The organism is Bradyrhizobium sp. DOA1, assembly GCF_001593325.1.
Classification (GTDB): domain Bacteria; phylum Pseudomonadota; class Alphaproteobacteria; order Rhizobiales; family Xanthobacteraceae; genus Bradyrhizobium.
In genome coordinates, this window is sequence record NZ_JXJM01000001.1 from 1,263,836 (window position 1) to 1,286,131 (window position 22,296).

The window sequence follows — 22,296 nt, forward strand, 5'->3', positions numbered from 1 at the left end:
GTTGAATGAACTCACCTGTCAGCTCTCAGAACTAGAGGATCTTCGAGATCGGGTCGAAAAAGCGGAGCGACGCCTCCGCTCGACGTCTCGACTCCATCCCGCATCGGCCGGAGCCGTTTCTCGACGGATGGTTGGCTTCGCCCTAGAAGGCCGCTCGCGAACCAAGCGAAGGTGTTCACCGCGCCGTTAGTTGCCTGCCGACAGTTTCGGATTGGCCATGGTCCTCCTCATTGGGCCTATCCTATTCATCGCGCTGATCCTGTACGCAGTTCGGCTTCAGAAACAGGGCTTGGCTGGTTGGAAGGCTGCGCTGCTCCTTGTTCTCGGCTCTGCTTTCATCATTGCGATCATGTGCGGGTTGCTTTTCGTCGGCTTCCAGGGCTTTGACCGTCCCCCAGCTGACCAGACGCTGCCTGGACGTGAATAGACGGCAGTTGGACGGGCCGCACCTTGACCGAAGGTTGTGCTTGAACTGGCGGGCCAGCTGGGTTTCGATAGATGCATTCTTGGCACGCAATCATTTCATCGCCAGTCGGCCCCGAATTTGATGAAGGCCTTTTGCTGGCCCTCGGCAGCCGGCTGCTGCTGAATGTCCTTTTGGTTGTGGTCGTCATGCCGCCCCGGCTCGGCAAGCCATCATCCACGCTCAATCGAGCGTTCAATTCACTTCGACGCCTCATCCGAGGTCGATGGCATCCACCATCCTGACGGGGCTAGTGAACTTCGGAGGTCGGCCCATCGGCGACCTTCATCGATGTATACTGATTGTGCGCTGTTGATGGGTGAACGGACATCCGGAGTGCTGACGTACTTAACTTACGTTCCTCTGGACACGGCCCGCATGGCTATCCTCTAAGCACCTTGCTCGCGAGGAATTTGAACAGGGGAGGCTTGGTGCCTTCCGGCAACGGCAAGGGTGTATAGTTGGTGCCGACTACCTCGACCAAGCTCCGCATGCCATCGGACCACCCGAGCAACTCTATCATAGAACGGCAGTCGAGCTGCTTAGACGCGCCCACCCCTCCATGCAATCCGCCAATCCGGCCATTTCATCTCCCGACAGAACGGCGAGATGGTAGATTGAGGGGGTCGAATAATAGCTTCGTATGGCTTCAGCTTCGGACGCATTGATGGTGCGTTTGATGTCCCTCCGCCCTACAACTGAGCTCAAAATATCTCCAGGCAATTGACGTTGCCTTTTTCTTTTCACCAGTCGAGCTAGTTGGCCTCCTTGGTCGAGAAGGTCATCCATTTGCACACGGAAACGCTGCTTGAACTCGGCATCCGCGTATTGAAATGCCGCGACCAAGCACGCGTATTGTTTCGCGCAGTGTGAGATTCGTTCTTCAGAGTCAAAAGCCGGATCTGTCATTGCTTCACGAAGAATCAGTTGAGGAAACGCTGTTGCTGACGTTGCCCATATAATATGGTGGCCAGCGAAGTGATTTCCAGAATTGCTGGCAAAATTTGAGGGTGATGATCGGGCTGTTTCTAGTGGGGTGTTCACGCGAGACGAGGCCACACATCTGTGCGGGAGGTGGCTTCTCGTAAATTGACTTGGCCGACAATTACTCGACTCGAGGGGAGCGATGTCTTTAAGGGCTTCATAGGATGCTTCCATTAGGCGGAGCTCGTAAGCGCGAAGAACTGATCTGAGCACGGGTGCGCTAAGGCATGACGATGGCTGCGTGCACCTGATAATCTTACTCTGACGCCATACAACATCGCGGAGTTCGCCCGCGTCTTTGCTGAAATCGTCGGCTGCAGTGTTGGTTAAAGGTTCGACAGCCCACGCGTCGATACGCCGTGCTAGCTACTCGACGTCATCTGATACGAAATCCCTGTCGCGTGGAATGAAACCACATTCGAGGTTCGCCGCGAGGATGCTGCATCTGTCGCACTTGTAGCAGGCACCCTTCGTCATAAAGAAACCCAGAGGCGAGCTGCTAAACATCAATATTGATAGCGGCGTGTAAACTCGGGCCGAGGGTAAGGCTTGCGACGCGAGCAAGGTTGGTTCGGAGAAGGAGAGCTGGTCGCAAAACCCCTGTGGATTGCGTTGCCGGCCGCATCATTTATGTTGGCGAAAGGTGTTAAATTGGCGCTTTGCGATTCGCTCCGCGAGAGCTGGCGATGCCGACGTATCACAAAGCACAACTTAAAGAGACATGCCTGCCCTTTGTCGAGGTGTGGACGCTTATGCGCAAAGGTTTGGATCCTGTCGCGCGTCAGGTCCTGACGTTGTTTAACTTCTATAAGGAGCGAGATATCGAATCCGCCCCCGAAGAAGTGGCGCTTTCTGACGAGGAGGAAGCCGAGCTTCTCCCTGTGGTCTCGGCGTTGGCACTGGCCGCCGTCCGGAGCGAAGAAATAGGACCTGGCGCTCTCGTATCGACACTGGGTAAAGTGCGAAGGAAGCCTGACCTTTTCCATCAAGGTGACCTTCCAGCTGCCGTTGTTTGGGAGCTGGCCCAAGACCATCAACGAGGCTCGGAGCCGCCTGGCACGTTCAGCCTGGACATTTGGGGCGACGAACAAATCGCCGCTCCTTATGGCCCGGTCACTCCCGGCGGTGAAGCCATTGCAGCAGCGGCAGGTCGCGCTCAGGAGCGCATCCAGCGAAAACGATCACCGGGGCGTCCTCAGCACCCTGCACATGAGGAGCTCGCTAGACAACTCGTTCCCGTTTTTCTGAAGAGCGAAAAGGCGATAACGCGGAAGCCGATCGTTGTCGATTGCCGAGACGGTAAACCTTCCTACGCCGAAGCGGGGGACTTCCACGACTTCTTGGAGTTGATTCTCCCGCCGCTACGCGACTTCTTGCGCGAGCGGCGCTTGGCGCCGATCACGACTGAATCCATTGTGCGTGCTGCCCAAGCGCATGTCGCTGCGCGAATCGCTTCGCGTCCACCATCCACACCCGATTATTCCCACGACTTCGATGCTGATCTTTTCGACTGAGCTCTCTAGCGTGATTGGCTCCTACAACTAAGGAGCAATCTATGTTCACCGAACCAGCGCCAGACCCTGCTGCCGGGACGGCAGCGAAATCAGCCGAGATTCACCACGAATCGTCGAGTGGGCTCCAAGCGAACCCGATTGAGCAGGCTCGCGCGAGTTCTGTTGATGGCGAAGCGAGCGCCGCCTCAGCTGTGCAAGCTCCTCTCATGAGCCAGCCCGAGGAGGAACAGGAACAAGAAGCAGAGGGAGAGGGCAAAGCTGAGGAGGAGCAAGAGGAACGCATTGAAGATATCTCCGAGTCCCTTCAGGAGGACGAAGAGACCCGCAACTACATGCCCGACTTCATCAAGAAGATGTTGGACAAGCCGAACTTGCCGCCTGGCATGACTGCGGATCTCTTCCGTGCCCTCTTCGACTCCGTCGCGGGGAGCAAGGAGCCGCACCGTCCCAAGTCTGACTTGGAGTTTCTCACCGTGTTCAATGCCACGATGGCGATTGCCCGCCTGATGTGGTTCAACAGCCTGATCGCCGAAATTGTGAATATCAATCGCCGTGAGGCGGTGGAAGTCTTGGATAAGAAGCTGCACGCCGTTGTGCCATCCTGCAGGAAGGAAAAGGACGACTACGATCGCCTGGCGAAGGAAGTCGCGATGGATTACTTTGCCGATCCTGATCATTGCAAGGAGTTCAGCGCAAAACTGGTGCGTGGCGGCTTTGGCGATGATGCTGTCGACACTCAGGCGTTCCAGCTCGCCCTTCCTTCGTTGCAAAAGGTTGAGGGTATGCGCAAGTCGGCCATTAAGGAACGCGATCAGGCCCTTAAGGAGCTTGAGCGCTCCTATGCAGCCCGCTCCCCCGATCAGCGTTTGCCGCTCAGCGCGGCCGCGTTGCGTAACTTCCGCAACGAGATGCGGGAAGACAAGGAACTGGAGCGGCAAGAGCGCTTGCGCGAGGAATCCAAGGAGGCGGCTGAGGGTGGCGACGCGTAAGCAGATTGCAGCAAATCGACGTAACGCGGCCCGGAGCACCGGGCCGCGTACGCAGCAAGGCAAAATGCGTTCTCGGATGAATGCGCTTCGCCATGGGCTTGCGGCGAAGGAGCCGGAGCAAAACAAAAACTGGGATCAGAAATCCTCGACCTCAGTGACGGAAATTTGGGATCGCATCGTGCAAATCGAGGACGAGCGCTTCAAGCTGGCATGCTCAGTCAACGAATTGATAGCATCCCAATCGTCGGATTCGGTTTTTGAAGACTTAAAAAGACTCGCCGCGCTCGATCGCTATCTCGAGCGCGCCCGATCGAAACTGAAAAATATCGTTGAATGAGCTCGCCTGCTGCGAATTTCGCTGGGATTTCAGATACATCAAGGTCCTTACTTAAAGATTGGGTTCGTTCTGCGCAATGTGTGGTGAAGGATGCTTCAAGCGGGTGATGACAGTGTCGAGCCGCGCTCGCAGCGGGCCGGTCGTCCTACGTCTGAATCGTTAGCTCTGCTGTTGTGCTTTGTTCGCAGCTCAAAACAAAGCCGCCGGCCGGTTATCCCGGAACGGCGGCGGTCGTTGGGACGTCAGGTTGCGCTCAGCCAGGCGCTGCCCGCGCTTACCAGGCGTACCAATACCCCCACCAGCGTTGAGACACGGGCCGTGCCTGTGCCTTCATGGCTGCGACTTCCTGGACGGGGCGAAGCTGGGGGCCATAGATCGCGGGCGGGTAAACCGGATCCCAAAAGACGTATCCGCCTTGGACGGCGGCCGCACGATGTGCCGGAGCAACGGCGAGCTCAGCGGCCGGGGCGACGGACGCCGTCACGGTGAGGCCAAGGGCGGCCACGGCAATGGATGGAATAAGGGCGCGGAAGGTCATTGGATTGAATCCCTCTGAAATGCGATGCGAAATAATGCGACGGCTGCCTGACGGTTGCAAGGGCATCGGTCGACCGATCCGCCCGAAATCCTCGTTGCAGGTGCGCGCCGGTCTGCCCGACCACCAGAAGTCGTCGGGTCGCAGAGGCAGCTCTCTTATAAGAGTGCCTCTCTTAGAGAGTGTGGTCGCCATATAAAGAGTTCTCGGTGATCGCCGGCGATCCAGACCGAACGTGGCAGGGGGCGGCAGGCCTGGCACGCGCGCTGCTTGAACACACAAGATCGGATCTTGAACAATTTTTCGGCGCCGAGGAGTCATCGAGAATCATGATGTCGACACACTGCTCGCTCTTGATGAGCACAGGACTATCCAGGGCGACACCTATGACTTCTGCGTTTGTCTCCGCTTTCATCTTCGGCACTGGCCTCATCCTCGGATACGCTTTGCGCGCTTGGCGTGTTCAACGAAGAGATGCGAACGCGTCCTATGGCGCCTCACGGCAGAGGCCTCATCCCACCTCGACATTCGGCCACGCACGGCGAGCCTTTTAGATATCGTCCAATTCGCTGCCGGCGCCCAGCTTCACACCGCAATGACGGGGCATGACGACATGAATGAGCCCAAGAACGACGCTCCGCGACGTTATATCGTGGATGGCGCCGGACAGCGCGTGCTCGTCGGTCTGACGATCTCGGAAACCATCGAGTTCGAAGCGTTGGACAAGTCGGACACGCGCCCCGGTGCCGACTTGCTTGGCGAGGCGGCGCGCATCCGTCAGGCCAGGCATGGCGAACGTTGGGTGGAACTCTACATCAAGCACGAACGCGCCTGGAGCGACTGGATGGCGCAGACGCGTGCGCGACCGGAAAAGCCGCCTCTGCTGAACTAGCCGCGGGAAAGAACGCGGACGTCCTTCCGTCTCGCGAATCGCCACGTCACACCGCGAGCATGCGGCTTCCCTGGATGCTCATCAGCGTGAGATTGCCGGTTGCATAGGCGCCGGTGTCGATGTTGACGCGGTTCGCCAGGAATTCGGCGCTGCGAACCGGCGTATGACCGTGCACGATATATTTGCCGAACTGCTCCTCGCTCCGCAGAAACTCTTCGCGAATCCAGAGCAGATCGCGCTCCGTCTGCTCGGCCAATGGAATGCCCGGGCGAACGCCGGCGTGGACGAAGAAGAAGTCTCCGCAACTGAAGCTGAGCCGCAGGTTGTCCAGGAATTCCAGGTGTTCGGTCGGCATGGCGCGAATCAAATCGCGCATGATGGAAGCAGGTTCGTCGCGCTTCAGATCCGGCGGGGCGAGCCCGTAGGACATCAAGGTCTGAGCTCCGCCGACGGCGATCCAGTCCTCGAACAGTGAGGGGTCTTCGAACACCCTCACCAGAAATGCCTCGTGGTTGCCCTTGAGGAAGACCGCATTTCCCCGCCTGCTGCGTTCGACCAGGATGTCGAGGGTGGCACGCGTGTCCGGGCCGCGGTCGATGTAATCGCCCATGAAGACTTCGATCGCATAGGGTGGGCGGCTGCGAGCCACGTCGGCGTCGATCACCTGCAACATCGGCTGGAGCAGATGCGCACAGCCATGGATATCCGAGATCGCATAGATGCGGACGCCTTCCGGCAGGTGCGGCTTGTGGATCGGCTGACGTGGGCGGGCGAGAGGTTTCATGGCGCACAATCGATCGGGTCGTCGAAAAAAATTCCCCAAGTCGCCGGCACCGGAGGACTCCCCATCTGACGCGAACAACGTGACGTCGGCGGGGTCGCCTCGTTGTTCTCCGGCCCGATCACGCCAAAAGAAGGGCGCGGAAGTTTTTGCCTAGCTCGTTTGCGAGGAGGCGGTCGAATGTCGGTCTGTATGAATTGCATCGCTGAGGCGCAGAGTGCGGCAAAGATGCATGCCTGCCGGGAATCCAGCATACATCCGCAGATAGAATTTCACCGAAGTTCCCGCAATCGACTCGCTCGTGCTCGCGAGAAGGGATGACGCACCTCAAAGATCAGCGAAGACGCGCTCATCCGACTGCCGCAGCATCGTGTCGAATGCGGAACTTGATTCAAAATAGGGCAGCGCGTCGCTGATATGTCAGCACTGTGACGAGATTTTCAGCGTATCGATGTCGATGCGCATTTCGACATGGCGCATCATCAATGCATCGCAAAAGTTTTGCGTGCAGCGCCACAATGTCGCTGCGATCAACCAACACTTTTCGCGCGGGGAAATTGACGAGTCTTCAGCATCACGATGAGCGTCAGACACTCTCTCGATAAGGCAGAGGTTCGAATGGCTGTTGCAACTTATGGTTCTGAAAGCGCGCATACATCGGCATCCGTGCGCGGTGGCGCCCTTCAGAGGCCATTTCAGATCGTCGTCATCGCTGCTGACTTTCTGCTGATCCTGTTGAGCTACGCGGCCGGGGCCTCGCTGTATGGCGCGGCCGTCGCGTCACCTGCCGACGGCGCATCGGTGGGAGCCGGATTGTTCGTCGGCGTTGTATTCGTCGCGGTCGCCTATTTCCGGGACGTCTATGCCACGCACCGCTTGCTCAATCTCGTCTGGCAGCTTCGAAAGGCGGTCTTCATCTGGCTGACCTCGCTGACGATCCTCGCCGTGGCCGCGTTTCTGCTGAAATCGACGGATAATCTGTCGCGCGGCACGGTCATCGTCTTCGCCGTGATCGGCGGGCTCGGCCTAATCAGCCTCCGCTTCGCCTGGCAGGCAGTGTTCGGCACCAGCTTTGCGAGAAGCCGCCTGGTCGATCGCAAGGTAATTCTGCTCAGCCTGAAGCCGCTCGATTTCACCTCGAGCCGCTTCAAGGACCTGCGCCGGGCTGGCTTCGACGTCATGCGGCATTTCGTGCTTGGAGCCGATCGGGACGACGGCAATTGGGAGCGGCAGATCCGCGATGTCATCCGTCAGTCGCGCTCGGCCGATGTCGACGAATATCTGCTTGCGATCGACTGGAACGAGCTGCCCATGCTGCGAAAGTTGGGGCCATACTTACGTGCGGTTCCCCAGCCGATACGCATCCTGCCGGACGACCCGATCGCCGACCTGGTGGCTCGCCCCTATCTGCCGGTCAGCGGAACCGTCGCGGTCGAGATACAGCGGCCGCCCCTCACCATTCTGGAACGGTTGCAAAAGCGCTGCCTCGACGTCGGCGTGGCTCTGTTTGCACTGGTGCTGCTGACACCGCTGCTGCTGACCGTCGCCGTGCTGATCAAGCTGGATTCCCCGGGCTCGGTCATCTTCCGGCAGTCGCGCCGGGGCTTCAACGGCAAGCCGTTCGAGATCTGGAAGTTTCGCTCGATGACCGTCAGCGAGAATGGCGAGACGGTCACGCAGGCGACCAAGAAGGATGCCCGGGTCACGAAGATCGGTCGGTTCCTTCGCATGACCAGCATCGATGAGCTGCCGCAGCTCTGGAACGTGCTGCGTGGGGATATGTCACTGGTCGGGCCGCGTCCGCACGCGCTGGCCCACGACAATTACTATGACGAGCTCATCAGCAAATACGTCTATCGCCATCACATGAAGCCCGGCCTGACCGGCTGGGCCCAAGTCAATGGGTTCCGGGGGGAAACGCCGACCATCGATCTGATGGAGAAGCGGGTCGAGTACGATGTCTGGTACGTCAGCAACTGGAGCATCTGGCTCGACCTGAAGATCATGGCGCGTACAGCCTCCGCCGTGATGTTCCAGGAAGCCTATTAGCTGGCTGCGCCAGAGTGCCGACGATCGGCGATCCCCAATCGTCCGGGGCCGCAGCTAGGTTCCGTCTCGTGAGGATCTGCCGAAGAAGCGCACAATAGCGTCGCGCAAGGCAAGCAACGGCGGCACCAGCACGAAGAAGGCCCCCATCGCGACGGAGGCTATGACGTGGCGAACCGAAAACGGTTCGTCCTGCTCGAGTTCTCGTCTGCTCGGGTCGATAGGGGCTGGCGACAACGTCCGCGCCATCGATTGCCGGCGTGGTTTGCGCGGGGGGACCACGATCAACACGAACAGGATGTTGAGCAGGACCCAAATGGTCAAAATCGTCAGGACGATCAGCATCCAAGCCACCGAAAAAGAAACTGCAAATATGCCTCGAGGTTAACCTCTGGGAACCAAGAAGGAAAGATGCCTAAAGATGTGGCATCAAGGATCTGGACTGTTACCTACGATGGCTAGCTTGGTAGCCGGGGCAGTGTCCTAGCCCATCATATGCGCGTCAATCCTTGCTTTTGGGCTAGAGCAATAACTGCAAGTTGTGGATTCCGGACGAATACGGAGGCCGCACCGGCCCGGGCGCCATGCCCCGATGACCGGCTGCCGAGGGGCCCAGCCCGTCGCTTTGCGCCAAAGCGTCCTCGACGGCTGCGATAACAATTCTGCGAGCACGAATAAGGCCCGCTGCCAGAGGCAGCGGGCCTGAGGTCGTTGCAGTTCGGCTGGGCGTGGTGCCCCGGCCGTGGTCTTACGCGTGCTCGTGCTCGACGTAGTAGCTGTTGTGGTGCTTGCCCTTGTAGGCCTCGATGCGCTTGAGCATCTTCGGGTTCGCGCGATTGAGCACGGCGCCGATCAGCTTCTTCTGGAGGACTTCCGATCCTGAGACCGACTCCTGGAGAGCGGTTCGCGTGGTCTGGCCCCATTCGATCACGTAGACCATGGCGTCGATCAGGAAGCTGACGGCCTTCGAGTCCGCCACCGGCATCACGGGGGCAAGATCGATGACGATGTACTCGTAGTGCTCCCTCAGCACCTTGAGCAGTTCGGCCATTGCCTTGGATCCGATGACGTCGGCCGAATTGACCATGCGCGAGGCCACGACGGAGGGCAGGAAATCCAGTCCCGTCTCCTTGCTTCGCTGCACGTGGTAGCCGAGGCTCGCCGGGTCGTTGAGAGCCTCCACGAGACCGGTCTTGGCGTTGGGTGCGAGCTCCCGCGTCAGCGAGCGGGTGTGCAGATCGCCGTCGATCAGAACCGTGCGATGCCCTGTGAGGGCGATCAGCTGGGCGAAGTTGGCGGCCACCGTCGTCTTGCCTTCCTTCGGAAGCGAGGAGACGATGCCAATCACCTTGATCTCGCGGGTCAGGCGCGCGACGTCGATCGATACCTTGATGTTGCGCAGGGTCTCGGCAAAGCGCGAGAACGGATGATCGACGACGTAGCGGGAGAGATCGGGCGGGCCGGTCTTCGCGGACGTCGCGAGCAAGCCGCCGGCCTTCGTCGGCGGCCGGATGTCCGGTAGCACGCCGAGGCACTTCACGCCGAGCTCGTCCTCGACCTCGCCCGGCGTCCGCAGCACGTCGCTCAGCAGTTCACGCGCAAATGCCGCGCCGAAGCCGAGGCAGAGGCCGCCCACCAGGCCGCCTACGAGGGCGAGGACCGTCTTCGGCGAGCTCTTGCGGTCCGGCTTGGTGGCGGTGCTGATGAGGCGCGCTTCGCTGAGCGGGAAGCTCTGGTTCTGCGTCGCACTCTGCAGCTTCTCGAGGAAATTGTTGTAGAGATTGCGATAGGTGTCGGCCGCGCTTTCGAGATCGCGCAGCTTGACCTCGGCCTGGCCCTTGTTGCCGGCTTGGGCGACGAGCTCCTTGACGTTCTTCTCGAGCGAGGCCTCCCGGCTCTTTGCGATCTCGTAGTCGCTGCGATAGGCGTCTGCGATCCGACGCAACTCGTCGGCGATGTTCTTGCGCAGCTCTTCCATCTTGTTGGCCAGGTTGACCGCCGCAAGGTGGGTCTTGCCATAGCGCCTGGACCAGTCGGAATATTGGGCCTGAAGGTCGAGATATTGGGCGCGCAGGCGGGTGATCACCGAGTTGTTGAGGGCGTCCGTCACGGTTGATTGCGCAACATCCTGATCGGAGATCGTGTCGATCCGATCAAGCCGGGCCTTGGCTTCGGCGGTCGCAGCCCGCGCTTGAACCAGCTGCGTGTTCAGGTCCGACAGCTGCTGCTCGGACATCAGGCCGCGGCTGGTCCCGACGATATTGTTCTCGGCCTTGAAGGTCTGGACGGCGCGGTCGCTGGCCGATGCCTGCTCACTCAGCTCGAGGCTGCGCTGCTGCAGCCATTCGGTAGCCCGCTTGGTAGACTGATATTTGGCCTCCAGGGCGCCGACGAGGTAGGCATTGGCGATGGCGTTGGCGATCTTGGCGGCCTTGTCGGGGGTCCGTGCACGATAGTTGAGCGACAGAACATATGTCGTCAGGACGCGCTCAGTTCGCAGGTTCTTCTGAACCTGTGCGACCACGGCATGTTCGATTCGCTCCTGGCTCGCCGGCTCGCCGGAGCCGAATAGCGACGTCACCTTGCCGATGATGATGGAGAGAAGGCCGGGATTGGAGCCATTGAACTCCGGGTCTTCCGTCAGCTTCAGGCGGCGGACGACTGACAGAATCAGGTCGTCCGAGTTGATGATTTCGACCTGGCTGTCGACGTAGCCCGTGTCGATCAGGGCGCTGCTGGCGTTGCTGTCCTTGTCGAGAACCTGCGTCTGCCGCGTATCCATCATGATGCGGGCATTTGCCGTATACATGGGCTGCGCCATGGCCAGATAGACCATCACCAGCGCCAGCGACGCGCCGGTGCAGACCGCGACGATCGGCCATTGGCGGCGGAGGACGTCGGTCACGCGCTCGAAGCTGAGGACCGCCCCGCCGAATTCGATGCCGAATCGGTGCCCCGACTGGAAATGTTCCCTAGGCTGGTACATGTGCTAATTCGCTGCCTTTGACGATCATGGATCAATTCGGAAGGGGGACGGGCTTGAATGGATTGGCCAGCTTGGTCTTCCACTCGCCCTCGAGCAGGGCGCCACTTCGGGCCGGCTGTGCTGGCCCCTTGATTTGCGATTGGACCTGGACGCTGGAGCTGTCGTCTCCTGCGCCGGAATAACCGGCCTGCACGTTGAGATCACCGATCCGCTGCACGAAATCCCTGATCTTGCGCGAGGCGTCCGGCTTGGTTGACGTGCAACGTGCTTCGGCAATGCGCAGCGCAGCGCCGATGGACGAGCGGTCGGTTGAGGCCGCGGCCGAGATGAGCGTCTGCACGGAAGGCAGCACCGACGGATTCGTGGCGACATAGCGCGCGAGCCAATACCGCAACTTCTCCTTGTCATTGCGCAAACGCTCCAGGAGCGAGGAGGGCGACTTCACGAAGGTGTCGAGCTCGAGTTGCGAGGCTCGGTCCGAGAATTCGACGCACTGCGCACGGCAAGCACCGGCGCTCGAAACGATCAGCGCAGAACCGATCGAGACAATCGCTAGCCATCGCGGCTGCGCATGACGACGTGTTAGTCCGCGGCCCATCCGTGTTCCTTGCTTCTGTTGCAATAGGAGAACACACGAAACTTGGCAGGTAACTGTGTCATCTTTTTGTGCGACGCAAAAGCTGATGCAGAGACGTCGACAAAACGAATGGCGGTGCCCGCTTCGTTCGTCTTCGGTTGCAGAAGTACGATTTACAATGCCTGCGAGAGCGGCATGTCGCGCTCATGAATGTTGCAACCTGAAAACATATCGGGCAATCGCGCGTCCTCTCGTCGCAAAACCGACACAAGTGGTGAGGCGCGCTCATTGTTCCCTTCGTGAGAGAGGATTTTTTGTGCGACATCTGCACGCACATAGATCAATGTGCTGCGAAGGGCATTGATCGCAACAGCGCCGAATTTCGCGCATACTTTGCGCGCAAATACTCGCAATCATCACATCCGGATCAGCTTGCCCGGCGAAGCAGGCGCGCGTCGGATGAAAAGTGGCATGAACTTGGCGCTGGCATGTCCGAATGATCTGCAAGCTTTGAAATTATCGTCGGGCGTCATGCATCGAATGCCAGTCCGCGATTGCAGAGATTGAACACGCGCGAGACCTGATACACACTGCTGCGATGCAACAGCCACGGAATGTTGATGTGACGGAGTTGGTTCATCGTGAGAAGGCGCATGTCCAGCCGCTTGACAGTATCCGGGGGATCGCCGCGACTTCGGTGGTGATCCACCATCTGCTGCTGATGCCGACATTTCTGGCGGCATTCCCGCACAACGCCTGGATCGACTGCTCCTTCTTCAGGAGTGCATGGTTGTTGGTCGATCTGTTCTTTGTTCTCAGCGGAATGGTCATGGCATTGAGCTACATCGAGAACGATTTTACGCGCTTCTCGCTGCGCGAATTCATGATACGGCGCCTGGCGCGAGTCTACCCGCTGCATATCGTCATGTTGCTCGCAAACCTCCTCTTTCGCCTGCTGCGCATCGGTCTGGTCATGGCGGGCGTCGTGGTCGCCGCCCCGACGGCTTTCGAGGTGAACAACGCCTATTCGTTCGGCCTCAATGTTTTGCTGCTGCATTCTATGGGCTTCATCGACTATCTCAGCTGGAATGCGCCGAGTTGGAGCATCAGTGTCGAGTTCTACACCTATCTGGCGTTTGGACTGATCGTTCTGCTTGCTCTGCGCATGCGCTCGCTGTCGTGGTTTTATGTCCTCTCCGGGTTGCTCGCGGTCGGAAGTCTGGTCTTCATCATCTTCGTGCTCGAAAAGAAGAGCCTCGAGCTTCAGACGGATTTCGGTCTTCTGCGCTGCTTCGTCGGATTTTTCTTAGGCGTGTTGATGGTGAGGATCGTCGATCGCCTCCCGGCCAAACCGGCCCCAGCCGTACAGGGCGCGTTGCAATTCGTCGTCATGATCGCAAGCGTCGCTCTGGTGTCCCTGGCGGAGACCAATCCTGCGGCGACGTTCCTTGCACCAGTCATGTTCGCGATCTTCCTGGGCAGCCTGCTGGCCTTTCCGGACGCGCTGCTGGTGCCCCGGATGCTGGTGACCCAGCCGCTGGTCTGGCTCGGCCGCCGGTCCTACTCCATCTATATGGTGCACGCGCTCGTGGTGCTAATGGCCGAATATTTCGTGCGGGCCGTGGGGGCGGGCCGAATCGCCGCCCTGGATTCGAGCTGGGCAGGCCTGCCGGCTACGCTGAATCTCGTCGTCTCACTGGCCGCTGTGCTGGCGGTTTCGCACTTCACCTATCTCTATGTCGAGATTCCCGGCGGCAAGCTTCTGCGAAATGTACTTGGAAGCTCCCCGGATTTCGCGCCATCCACCGCCCGGTCGGCGCGGCTGAGCAATTGAGCCGGGCATGAGCACCTTCGCGCTGCAAACCCGACGGATCACGCTGATCAGCCTCAACATCGAGGCGATCGCGCTCGCAGCCTATCTGGTGCGGGACGCCTTCGGTGGTTTGATGCGGTACTACACCAGCATCATGCATCTGGACGCGCTTTGGTTCGTGCCAGATGGCATTGCGCTTCTGTGCCTCGCCCAGTTCATCGTGCATTGTATCTTGCGCAATCGCAGTGTCCTGGCCGCAGTTGTCCTTGTGCAGATCACGCTGTCGCTGGTGCTCGGCTACTTCATGCTGGGAACGGTCAACGCGGCGATGTCGTCGTTTAAGATGATGCTCCCGGTGTTCGTCGGATTTTGTTTCTGCGACACCAGTCTAGGCTCCTACAAGAAGTTGCTGTCGATCATCGCCGCGACGTTCTACCTCTCGCTGATCGGCGTGCTGCTGACGAAATTCTATCTCATGCCCTGGGTCGGCTACAAATATGAGTCCTTCGGCGCCGTTCGTGAGGCGGGCCGCCTATGGTGGGCCTATGGGGGTGACGATCAGCGTCTCACCGGCTTTGCTGCCGAAAGTACTATGGCGGCCTTCTTCATACTCGTGTCCTTCGCAATTACGTCGATCCGCAAGAGCACGACGTGGTGCCTTCTGTACGGCTCTCTCGCGGTCTACATTATCCGTCTGACGACCAGCAAGACGACCATGATCGTCCTCGTGATCTACTTGATTCTGCTGGTGTTCGTGCGGATGTTGCCGGAGAAGTCGCGCTTTCCCGCGATTCGGACCCTTGCGCTGTGGTCGTTTTCCGCCATCCTCGTGCCGTTCTTCATGATCGTGTTTGCCTCCGGTACCGCCGCGGTGCCGCACACGACTCTGTTCAGCATCGTCGATCGCATCAACAACAGCTGGCAGCTGCCGTTCGTCTACATGAACCAACTCATGCCCATTGGTCTGATCACCGGCTGCGGGGCGGGCTGCTTCAACTATCCGCAGAAGCTGTTCTCGCCGCTTGCGCATTTCTGGGTTCCTGTCGACAATTTCTACATCGGCACGTACCTGATGTTCGGTCTCCCGTTCGTCGCATTCATGGTGATGGTGTTCCGGGCGACGTTCGCAGCGACCGACGTCTACAAGCTGACGCTGATCTTCGTCGTCAACTTGTTCACGATCACAGTCCTGAACTACGGTCCGGCGTCCGGCCTGCTCATCATCGCGTTGAGCTTCAGCGACGTGTTCTCGCGGCGTGCGACCTTCGCGCGGGCAGGTGACGCCGTGCCAATCATTATGCGGCCACCGATGCCGCCATTGGAAGGCTTCCGCCCGGACGCACCGGCGGCGAGCGGAAGCAGGTGAGAACGGACGATGCATAAACGGCTCGCATTCATCGATACGCTGCGCGGCATTGCCGTACTGGCCGTCCTGGTCCAGCACGTCTTCGAGGTCATTCTGGAAAAGCATCCGACGGGTGTCTTTTACGGACCCCTCCATGACATATTCGGCTACTACATGAACTTTGGCCGGTTCGGCGTCGTGTTGTTCTTCTTCGTGAGCGGCTTCGTCATTCCGTTCAGCTTCCCGGACAGCGCCACGCCGGTGCGCGATTTTACGATCAGCCGCTTCTTCCGGCTCTATCCGGCTTATTGGACCTCGATGGTGGTCGGGCTCCTGTTGATGCAGCTGCTGGATTCGAAGACTTATCCGCTGGGGCAGATCATCGCGAACGTGACGATGTTGCAGACGTTCGTGAACGTTCCGAACCTCTGGGTGTTCTACTGGACGCTGGCGATCGAGCTCTTGTTCTACGTCGGATGCACCATTCTCTTTGCGATGGGACTCTTGAACCAGCGCTTCACGGCGGTGACCATCGTCGTTGCCGCCGCGCTGGTGGGAACCACAGCTGCACTGTTCGTTGAGAGTAGGGCAGTCTCCTCGGTGATGGAGGTCGGGTTGAACCTGTCGGCGATGTTCCTGGGCAAGATCATCCGCGACACCGTCATTGGTGGCAAGCTGCGATGGACCCATGTGGCCGTCTGCACGGTTCTGTATGCGATCTTCGCCGCCACCCTGTCCGACCGCCGGTTCGGCGGCGTGTATCACGAGAATTTCTTCTATAGCTACTCGATCGGATCGGCCTATATCTGCGCGGCGCTGGTCTTCATCGGCTTTGCCGTGTTCGGCGAGCGAATGGCCTGGCGCCCGATGGCGTTCGTCGGCGTGATCAGCTACTCGGTCTACCTGATGTCGCCGTTCGCGATCGTCGTCATCCATCGCTTCTTTTGGTTCGGCGACGGGCCGCTGGGATGGTCGATCTTCCTGGCCGTGATCCTGGCGTTGTCGATCCTCGTCAGCTGGATGACATTCGCCTTCATCGAGAAGCCCAGCATTTCCTTCGGGCAGAGGTTCCGCTCTGCGCGAAGAAGGCCGGTCGTGCTCGAACCGGCCCTCAGCACCCAGGGTGCCGCAGAGTGATCAAGGCACCGCACCAGCCGGGCGTCGTCTATGATGGATCGTTCGTTCCTTCGGTCCAGGGTCTTCGTGCCATCGCGGCGCTGAGCGTGCTGATGGATCATTTCTACGACATGCCGAAGGCAGGCATGTACGACATCCCCAATCCCGGCTTCCTGCCGCCGCTCTGGCTTTGGCTGCAATCGGTGATCAATGTCGGCGGCCACGGTGTCGAACTCTTCTTCATGATCAGCGGATTCCTGATCCCTGCAAGCCTGGTGCGGCACGGCTCGCTGTCGCGGTTCTTCTTCGATCGCGTCCTGCGCATCATGCCGGTGTTCGTCGTCCTGCATCTTGCGCTGTTCGCGATCGGGCCGATCGTGGCCTACAAGTTCTTCCGCGGGATCGATCTGACGAGCTATCTCGGGATCTTCGCGGCCAACCTGTTCTTCGTGCAGGACGCGCTCGGCCTGCCCATCGCCCAGCAGAATGCCTGGACGTTGACCTATGAGTGGGCTTTCTACATCTGGTTTGCGCTGACATTCTCGATGTGGCGCCTCGGGGGCCGGCTGCTGGCGGCGCCCTTGATCCTGCTGGGTGTGGCTTGCCTGATGCGCTGGCCGATCACCGCATTCTTCTGCATCGGCATGCTGTTCAGCGCGACCGGGTTTCGCATCTCCATTCCCGGACGCCTCGGGCTGCTCGCGGGCCTCGCCTGCGGCGTCGCCCTGTATGCGAGCCTCGTGCTGTTTCACCCATTCGTCGGGCTCATTCCCGGATTTTTGCTGTTCGGCATGGTGCTGGCCCCGGAATCAGGCCTCGGCAGGGCGCTGAGCACGCCGGCGCTCCAATATATCGGCAAGATCAGCTACAGCCTCTATCTCGTGCACCCCTTCGTGCTCTTCCCCCTGCAGGTGATCGGCCTGAAGCTGGTCGCCGCCGGCGTCGACCGCTGGCTGCTATGGGCTGCTTTCATCGCGCTCGGGCTGGTGATGTCACTGGTTGCGAGTGCGATCACTTATGAACTGATCGAGGTGAGGCTGAGGCGCCTGCTGGACGGCGCGATCCGCGGCATGTTCTTTCGGCCGCAGATCGAGCAATCGGTTTGAGGGACCGCCCGCTGGCGCTCAGCTCACGCTGCGTGCGGTGAGCTTGTGATAGGAGCCGAGGAGCTGTTCGGCGATACGGTCCCAGTTCAATAGGCCAGACGCAGTCTGCCGCGCGCCCTCGGTCAATGTCGCGACAAGAGGCTTCGAGGTCAGCACGCGTTCGAGTGCATCGGCGAGTGCGTTGGCATCACCCGGAGGTACCAATAGGCCATTGACGCCGTCCGTCACGACATCGGGGATGCCGCCGGTGGCGCTGGCAACGACGGGCCGGGAATTGCCATAGGCGGATGCAAGCACGCCGCTCTGCGTTGCATCCTTATAGGGCAGGGCAACCACGGTTGCGGATTGAAACAACCGCCCGGTCTCCGCAGGCGAAATATAGGCGTTGATCGTCTTGATGGTCGGCATCGCCTCCATCCGCGCGCCGAGCCGCGTCATCTCGGGGCCGCGGCCGGCGACGATCGCCTCATGCGCAACGCCGCGCCGGACCAATATGTCGATCGCATCGATGAACACGTCGAGGCCCTTGTAGGCCCACATCCGCCCAAAAAACAGGATCCGAGCTGCTTCCGGCGCGGTGGGCGCGCCCTTGGCTGGCGGAACCATGAGCACGCCGTGCATGCTGGAAACCGTGTCGCCCTTGAAGCCGGGAGAAGCGCGCCGAAAATCGGCAATACAACTCTCACCATGCGTCGTGACCACAGAAGCGGCCGCGCGCATGCGCTCGCGCCACGCATCCTCACGGGCCGAGGTGCCGGAGCCGCCCTCCGAATGTGGAATCGCATCGTGAACCGTCAGGACCAGGGGAATGCCGAGCGGGCGGAGCAGCTGGATCAGCCTATACGTGTAGATCTCCGGAACTTCGTGACAGTGAATCACGTCCGGGCGAAACGATATTATGTCGAGGAAGGACGCGGGGATGCCGATCGCGCCGCCACGGCGAAGGCTGAGGTCGCGGATCCGCGTCTCGAACGGCGCAGCCACGGCGATATCGGCAAGTTCCCATTGCTGGTTGGCGTCCTTGCGGTTGAGCACCAGGCGAACGTCGCAATGGTGCGCCAATCCCGCTGCGAGCCGGTAGGAATATTCTGCAAAATGCGGCGCGTAGATGGCCACGCGGAGGCGCTTGGCCATGTCAGCTCTTTCCGCTCCAGAGGTCGATCGGGAACGCATTCATCAAGGCACGATGGTCGAAGTTGAGGCGCGCAGCTCCACCCATCTCGCGACCTTCGTCAATGCTTGTGGCAAACTCGACGTCGAACCGGCCAGTGCCCTCGTAATAGTCACGATACTTGAACTCGGACTCCGCGCTGCTCAGTCGCACGTACCGAGCCGGTATGCCGAATGCTTCGGCGACGATGATGCCGTGGAGCGAGCTGGCCAGAACCAGTTCAGCTTCGAGAATGGCCTCAATTCGCCGGTTCCAGGATCCCAGGGGTGAGACCACTGTATCGGCGGTACGGTCGATGAGATTCAAATCGTGCAAGTTCGGAACGAACACCCAATGCTTCTTGGCAGTCGGTTGAAAGCGATTCGGAAACAGCTGAGGAAGCAGCAGTGCCGGGTCTCCGAACACTTCGGGGACTGCGATGCCCCGGCGCTGCAGAACCTCCCGTGTACGAGGGCCCCGCACCGCACGCACGTCCAGGTTCTGCACGCGATAGTTGAGGCTGTCCTGGCCGGGGCGCCCGTTTACGCCGCTTCCCCAGACCACATCGCCGTTTCGCGCGTAATGGAGCACGGAGCCGATCGCGAACAAGCGCGCTTGCCGCGGCACCTCGTCGGCGAGCGTATAGCCGAAATGCCGCAAGAGATGGTCGACGACGACGATCGAAAGATGGTCGCCGAAATTGATCGTTCCGTCGTCGGGACGCCAGAAGAACAAGTCTACGTGCGGATAGGGAAGTGGATGAATAAAGTCGCAACCGACCTCGTTGATCAGCCGTCGTAAATTGCCTCGAATATTCATGCTGCCTCGGATTGTAGCTGCTTTCTTGCCGTAGTGTCCTCGTAAACAAGGCGACTATTGGACCATTCATCCAATGGTTCCCCGACGAATGTCGGCCTAACTCGAAATCGTGACAGGCTTTCAATTGCGCCACGAGATTATCAAGCCGCGCTCGATCGTTTCGGGCGTCATCTGGTCCACACTCGATTCTGCAGTCGGGCAGGCTCTTACGCTCGCAATCTACATGATCATGGCGCGGCTCCTGTCGCCGCAGATTCTGGGCATCGTGGCAACGGGGGCGCTGGCGCTCGAATTCTGCCGGGCAGTCCTGATCGAGAGCATCGCGATCGCCGTCCAGGCGCGCCCCGAGCCGAAGGACGAGGATTACACTGCCTCGTTTTGGCTCATTGCGGGCCTCTCCTTGTTTGCAGCGCTCGCACTGTTCGCCTCGAGCGGCGCTGTCGAACGATTCTCCGGTCTTTCGGACCTTGCCATCGTTCTCAAGGGATTTTGCATCGTGGTGGCCGTGCAAGGCCTCTCACGGACGCACGAGGCCTGGCTGACGCGCAATCAACTCTTTCGATCCCTCGCCATCCGCTCGATTTCTTCAATCACGGTAGGCGGGGCCGTAGGGATCGCGCTGGCGATACAGGGGTACGGCGTCGTTGCGCTGGTCGGACAGCTCGTCACGACTTCGTTGATCTCGCTGGTCAGCCTTTGGATCCTGACGCCTTGGCGCCCTCGGCTCCGGGTCAGCCGGCGGGCTGTTATCGAGCTCCTGAGCTATGCGCGCTACGTGGCGCTGACCGGAATCACGAACTTCGCCAATGCCAATTCCGATCTGATTTTCGTCACTTGGTATACCGGCGCCGCCGGCGCGGGCTTCTATAGCCTCGCCAAGCGCCTGGTCAACGCCGTGAGTACCGTGATCGGAAATGCGTTGAACCGCGTGTTCTTTTCGACCATCGCCGGCCTGCAGCATGATCGGGAAGCGTCGCGTTCGACGCTGGTCGACTTCGTCATGTACACGTCGCTGCTGACGGCCCCGCTTTTCGCCGGCATAGCGGCTCTGGCGCCGGATCTCATCGCTAGTTTCTTCGGATCCAAGTGGGGCGAGGCCGCCCCTCTGCTCGCGATCATGTCGATCACCGGATTCCTGACCACGATCGGCCTCTACAATCACTCCCTGATCTTGGCATTCGGCAAACCGCACTGGCAGACCTGGCTGACGCTGATCTACGCGGTTTCGAACATAGCGATCTTCATCGTCGCCGCGCCGTTCGGCCTTATCGCGATTGCTGTCGGCTACGTCGTTCGCGCCTTGTTGCTGTATCCACTGTCCGCCGGAGCCTCGATGCGGATACTGTCGCTCGGAATCAAGCCCTATGCCGCCGCGCTGATGCCCGCACTTGCCGGTTCCGCGGTGATGGCATGCGCGGTGGTTGGTGCCTCCGTTACCATGCCCGCCACGTCGCCATGGCTGCGTCTCGCCGCGCTCGTGCTGCTTGGTTGTTCAGTTTATCTCGTCGTCGTTGTGGCAGTCGCCCGACCGGCCGTGATGCGGATATGCCAGGAGGTCTTGAATCGTGTGCGGCGATCACCGAGGACCTAGCTGCAAGATCCGGCCTTTGCACTCCACCTAGCCTGCCTTGGCCGCCTGTCTGGCCTCGGAAAGATCGAGCGGCTCAGCCTTCGGGATGCGGGCTGATCTTGCATCGCCGGGTGCCAGCCGATTGATCAATTTTCGAGCGGGATTTTCGACATAGCGATATGTCACGTCGGCAACGACCGTCAGAACGATGCAGCAGACCAACGCAAACACTGGAAACATGCTTGGTTGAAGTCCGAAAAAGTGCCAGGCCGGCTTGAAAAGCAGGATCAGCAGCACTTCGTGCACCATGTAGATCGCATATGATGTGTTGCCGAGGCGGCCAAGCCAGTCAGAGCCGGGAAACCGGGCGAAGGCGCTTTCTCCGGTGGCTGTGACCAAGATCGCGAGAGAGAACAGGATGATTGCAAGATCGGGCTTGGCAAAGAAGTTGAGGACCAGGATCGAGACGACAAACAGCGCTATTCCGGCGAATGCGACCGGTTTCTTGCGGTAGTCGCTCGAGAGCCTGAACAGAACCGTCAGGAGAATTCCGTTCAGGAAGCTCGGAAGGGCCCGCAGGATCCCGAAATCGAAGGTTGCCCCGTACATCTGCGAGCGTTCCTGCCAGATCGGCAGGTGCGCATGGGCGAGGATTCCATAAGACAGCGCCACGACGATCGCGAGCATCAGCGGCGAGATCCGGCCGGCCAGCAGCATGAACAATGGGAATAGAAGGTAACAGAACAGCTCGGCGCTGATGGACCAGGCCGGCGAGTTGAAGCTGAGATGATCTGTGATGCCCCACGCCTGCACGAGGAAGAGGTTGTGAATGAAATCCGTCCAGCTCGCGTGCGAGGTCGGGCCGGATATGCCCATGAGAGCAAGGACCGCGAATATCAACAACGTGAGCAGATGCAGGGGGTAGATTCGCGCGATCCGCCTCACCAGGAAGCGCGCATAGGAGCGCAGGCCTGTCGAGTTTGAAGGGTAGGAATAGGAGATCACGAAGCCGGACAGGATGAAGAACATGTCCACGAACAGGCCGTAGGACCCGTTCCAGGCCGGCGAGATACCCTTGTCGATCAGCTTCAGGTGGAAGATGAAGACCCCGAGCGCGGCGACGAAGCGGTAGAAGTCGAGAACGACGAAACGTCTAGCTTCACTGGCTTCCATCGGGTCTCGGTATCCTTGCGCGGTTCGTCGCCCTTCTAGGGGCGAATTGTGACGCAAGTTCGCAAACGCGCTGGCTGATGCAGGCGCAATCGCGGCAACC

The 22,296-nt window shown here is 59.8% G+C and carries 20 protein-coding genes; 11 read left to right on the forward strand and 9 right to left on the reverse strand.

Annotation, left to right across the window (positions count from 1 at the left end; translation table 11 throughout):
• Positions 1 to 217 precede the first annotated feature (217 nt).
• A complete protein-coding gene (locus SE91_RS05875; RefSeq protein ID WP_061846908.1) occupies positions 218 to 427 on the forward strand; it encodes a hypothetical protein in 210 nt (69 codons plus the stop codon).
• A gap of 555 nt (positions 428 to 982) precedes the next feature.
• Here SE91_RS05875 and SE91_RS36020 read toward each other — a convergent pair.
• A complete protein-coding gene (locus SE91_RS36020) occupies positions 983 to 1,372 on the reverse strand; it encodes a hypothetical protein (protein WP_156489479.1) in 390 nt (129 codons plus the stop codon).
• Between the two features lie 761 nt (positions 1,373 to 2,133).
• Here SE91_RS36020 and SE91_RS05880 point away from each other — a divergent pair.
• The 4 genes from SE91_RS05880 (at position 2,134) to SE91_RS05900 (ending at position 5,714) form a co-directional block, all read left to right on the forward strand.
• Positions 2,134 to 2,961, forward strand: coding sequence for a hypothetical protein (locus SE91_RS05880; RefSeq protein WP_061846909.1), 828 nt, complete (start codon positions 2,134 to 2,136; stop codon positions 2,959 to 2,961).
• Between the two features lie 41 nt (positions 2,962 to 3,002).
• On the forward strand, positions 3,003 to 3,950 hold the full coding sequence (locus SE91_RS05885) for a hypothetical protein (protein WP_061846910.1): 948 nt from the start codon (positions 3,003 to 3,005) through the stop codon (positions 3,948 to 3,950).
• Positions 3,937 to 4,287 carry a hypothetical protein gene (locus SE91_RS05890; protein WP_156489480.1) on the forward strand — a complete coding sequence of 117 codons (351 nt, stop codon included), beginning with the start codon at positions 3,937 to 3,939 and terminating at the stop codon, positions 4,285 to 4,287. The genes SE91_RS05885 and SE91_RS05890 overlap by 14 nt, the downstream gene beginning before the upstream one ends.
• A 1,148-nt stretch (positions 4,288 to 5,435) precedes the next feature.
• Positions 5,436 to 5,714, forward strand: coding sequence for a hypothetical protein (locus SE91_RS05900; protein WP_008561304.1), 279 nt, complete (start codon positions 5,436 to 5,438; stop codon positions 5,712 to 5,714).
• A 46-nt stretch (positions 5,715 to 5,760) separates the two neighbouring features.
• Here the strand turns inward: SE91_RS05900 and SE91_RS05905 are convergent, their stop codons facing one another.
• Positions 5,761 to 6,498 carry a metallophosphoesterase family protein gene (locus SE91_RS05905; RefSeq protein WP_008561302.1) on the reverse strand — a complete coding sequence of 246 codons (738 nt, stop codon included), beginning with the start codon at positions 6,496 to 6,498 and terminating at the stop codon, positions 5,761 to 5,763.
• 615 nt (positions 6,499 to 7,113) lie between these two features.
• Between SE91_RS05905 and SE91_RS05910 the strand changes: the two genes are divergently transcribed.
• Positions 7,114 to 8,544 (forward strand): undecaprenyl-phosphate glucose phosphotransferase, encoded by a 1,431-nt coding sequence (locus SE91_RS05910; RefSeq protein WP_061846913.1) that lies wholly within the window; start codon positions 7,114 to 7,116, stop codon positions 8,542 to 8,544.
• Between the two features lie 54 nt (positions 8,545 to 8,598).
• Here the strand turns inward: SE91_RS05910 and SE91_RS05915 are convergent, their stop codons facing one another.
• The 4 genes from SE91_RS05915 to SE91_RS36025 all read right to left on the reverse strand — a co-directional run bounded on the left by SE91_RS05915 (position 8,599) and on the right by SE91_RS36025 (position 12,517).
• Positions 8,599 to 8,886 (reverse strand): hypothetical protein, encoded by a 288-nt coding sequence (locus tag SE91_RS05915; protein ID WP_008561297.1) that lies wholly within the window; start codon positions 8,884 to 8,886, stop codon positions 8,599 to 8,601.
• A 403-nt stretch (positions 8,887 to 9,289) separates the two neighbouring features.
• The gene (locus tag SE91_RS05920) at positions 9,290 to 11,527 is read right to left on the reverse strand and encodes a Wzz/FepE/Etk N-terminal domain-containing protein (protein ID WP_008561296.1); all 2,238 of its coding nucleotides are present in this window, start codon (positions 11,525 to 11,527) and stop codon (positions 9,290 to 9,292) included.
• A gap of 31 nt (positions 11,528 to 11,558) precedes the next feature.
• On the reverse strand, positions 11,559 to 11,972 hold the full coding sequence (locus tag SE91_RS05925; RefSeq protein ID WP_245318358.1) for a hypothetical protein: 414 nt from the start codon (positions 11,970 to 11,972) through the stop codon (positions 11,559 to 11,561).
• Between the two features lie 305 nt (positions 11,973 to 12,277).
• Complete coding sequence (locus SE91_RS36025; protein ID WP_156489481.1) at positions 12,278 to 12,517, reverse strand: hypothetical protein; 240 nt, start codon at positions 12,515 to 12,517, stop codon at positions 12,278 to 12,280.
• Between the two features lie 209 nt (positions 12,518 to 12,726).
• On the opposite strand from SE91_RS36025, the gene SE91_RS05930 reads away from it, so the two are divergent.
• From SE91_RS05930 to SE91_RS05945, 4 genes are read left to right on the forward strand one after another with little or no spacing between them, the layout of a single operon-like run.
• Complete coding sequence (locus SE91_RS05930) at positions 12,727 to 13,938, forward strand: acyltransferase family protein (RefSeq protein WP_245318360.1); 1,212 nt, start codon at positions 12,727 to 12,729, stop codon at positions 13,936 to 13,938.
• 7 nt (positions 13,939 to 13,945) lie between these two features.
• Complete coding sequence (locus SE91_RS05935; protein WP_008561290.1) at positions 13,946 to 15,283, forward strand: hypothetical protein; 1,338 nt, start codon at positions 13,946 to 13,948, stop codon at positions 15,281 to 15,283.
• Between the two features lie 9 nt (positions 15,284 to 15,292).
• Entirely contained in the window at positions 15,293 to 16,399 is a 1,107-nt protein-coding gene (locus SE91_RS05940; RefSeq protein WP_061846915.1) for an acyltransferase family protein, read from the forward strand.
• Complete coding sequence (locus SE91_RS05945) at positions 16,396 to 17,484, forward strand: acyltransferase family protein (RefSeq protein WP_061846916.1); 1,089 nt, start codon at positions 16,396 to 16,398, stop codon at positions 17,482 to 17,484. The genes SE91_RS05940 and SE91_RS05945 overlap by 4 nt, the downstream gene beginning before the upstream one ends.
• A gap of 18 nt (positions 17,485 to 17,502) precedes the next feature.
• Here SE91_RS05945 and SE91_RS05950 read toward each other — a convergent pair whose 3' ends face one another.
• Both SE91_RS05950 and SE91_RS05955 read right to left on the reverse strand, forming a co-directional pair.
• Positions 17,503 to 18,618, reverse strand: coding sequence for a glycosyltransferase family 4 protein (locus SE91_RS05950; RefSeq protein WP_245318362.1), 1,116 nt, complete (start codon positions 18,616 to 18,618; stop codon positions 17,503 to 17,505).
• A 1-nt stretch (position 18,619) separates the two neighbouring features.
• Entirely contained in the window at positions 18,620 to 19,453 is an 834-nt protein-coding gene (locus SE91_RS05955; protein WP_082813675.1) for a polysaccharide pyruvyl transferase family protein, read from the reverse strand.
• Positions 19,454 to 19,562: 109 nt separating this feature from the next.
• Between SE91_RS05955 and SE91_RS05960 the strand changes: the two genes are divergently transcribed.
• Complete coding sequence (locus SE91_RS05960; protein ID WP_197489428.1) at positions 19,563 to 21,044, forward strand: lipopolysaccharide biosynthesis protein; 1,482 nt, start codon at positions 19,563 to 19,565, stop codon at positions 21,042 to 21,044.
• A 27-nt stretch (positions 21,045 to 21,071) separates the two neighbouring features.
• Here the strand turns inward: SE91_RS05960 and SE91_RS05965 are convergent, their stop codons facing one another.
• Complete coding sequence (locus tag SE91_RS05965) at positions 21,072 to 22,196, reverse strand: acyltransferase family protein (RefSeq protein WP_061846919.1); 1,125 nt, start codon at positions 22,194 to 22,196, stop codon at positions 21,072 to 21,074.
• Between the last annotated feature and the right edge of the window lie 100 nt (positions 22,197 to 22,296).